At 31.1% G+C, this 309-nt stretch carries 1 protein-coding gene; it reads right to left on the bottom strand.

Features of this window, described 5'->3' with window-relative positions; all coding sequences use genetic code 11:
- On the bottom strand, window positions 1-309 hold a 309-nt coding region (locus NE665_RS24255; protein WP_256302752.1), incomplete at both ends, for a sigma 54-interacting transcriptional regulator.

Raw genomic sequence — 309 nt, 5'->3', positions numbered from 1 at the left:
AATTGGTATTCTTCTTAGCAAAGTTTTCAATAAAACATTACTCGGATTTTCTGTTGTTGCAAAAATAAGTCGAATCTTTGATGAATACCATGTTTCAATATCTCCAACTTTATGGAAAATTCCCTTATCCATAAACAAGAAGATTTTCTCTTGGCATTCTGGTCTTAAACTATGAAATTCATCCATAAAAATCATGCCATTATCAGCTATACTTAATAGACCTTCTTTATCTTCTTCAGCACCAGTATATGCTCCTTTTGTGTACCCAACTAAATTAGTCAAAAAAAGTTCTGGATTGTTTGAATACTC

Origin of the sequence: Clostridium sp. DFI.1.208 (genome assembly GCF_024463855.1) — a bacterium.
Taxonomy (GTDB): Bacteria; Bacillota_I; Bacilli_A; order Erysipelotrichales; family Erysipelotrichaceae; genus Clostridium_AQ.
This window is presented reverse-complemented; position numbering and strand designations above follow the sequence as displayed.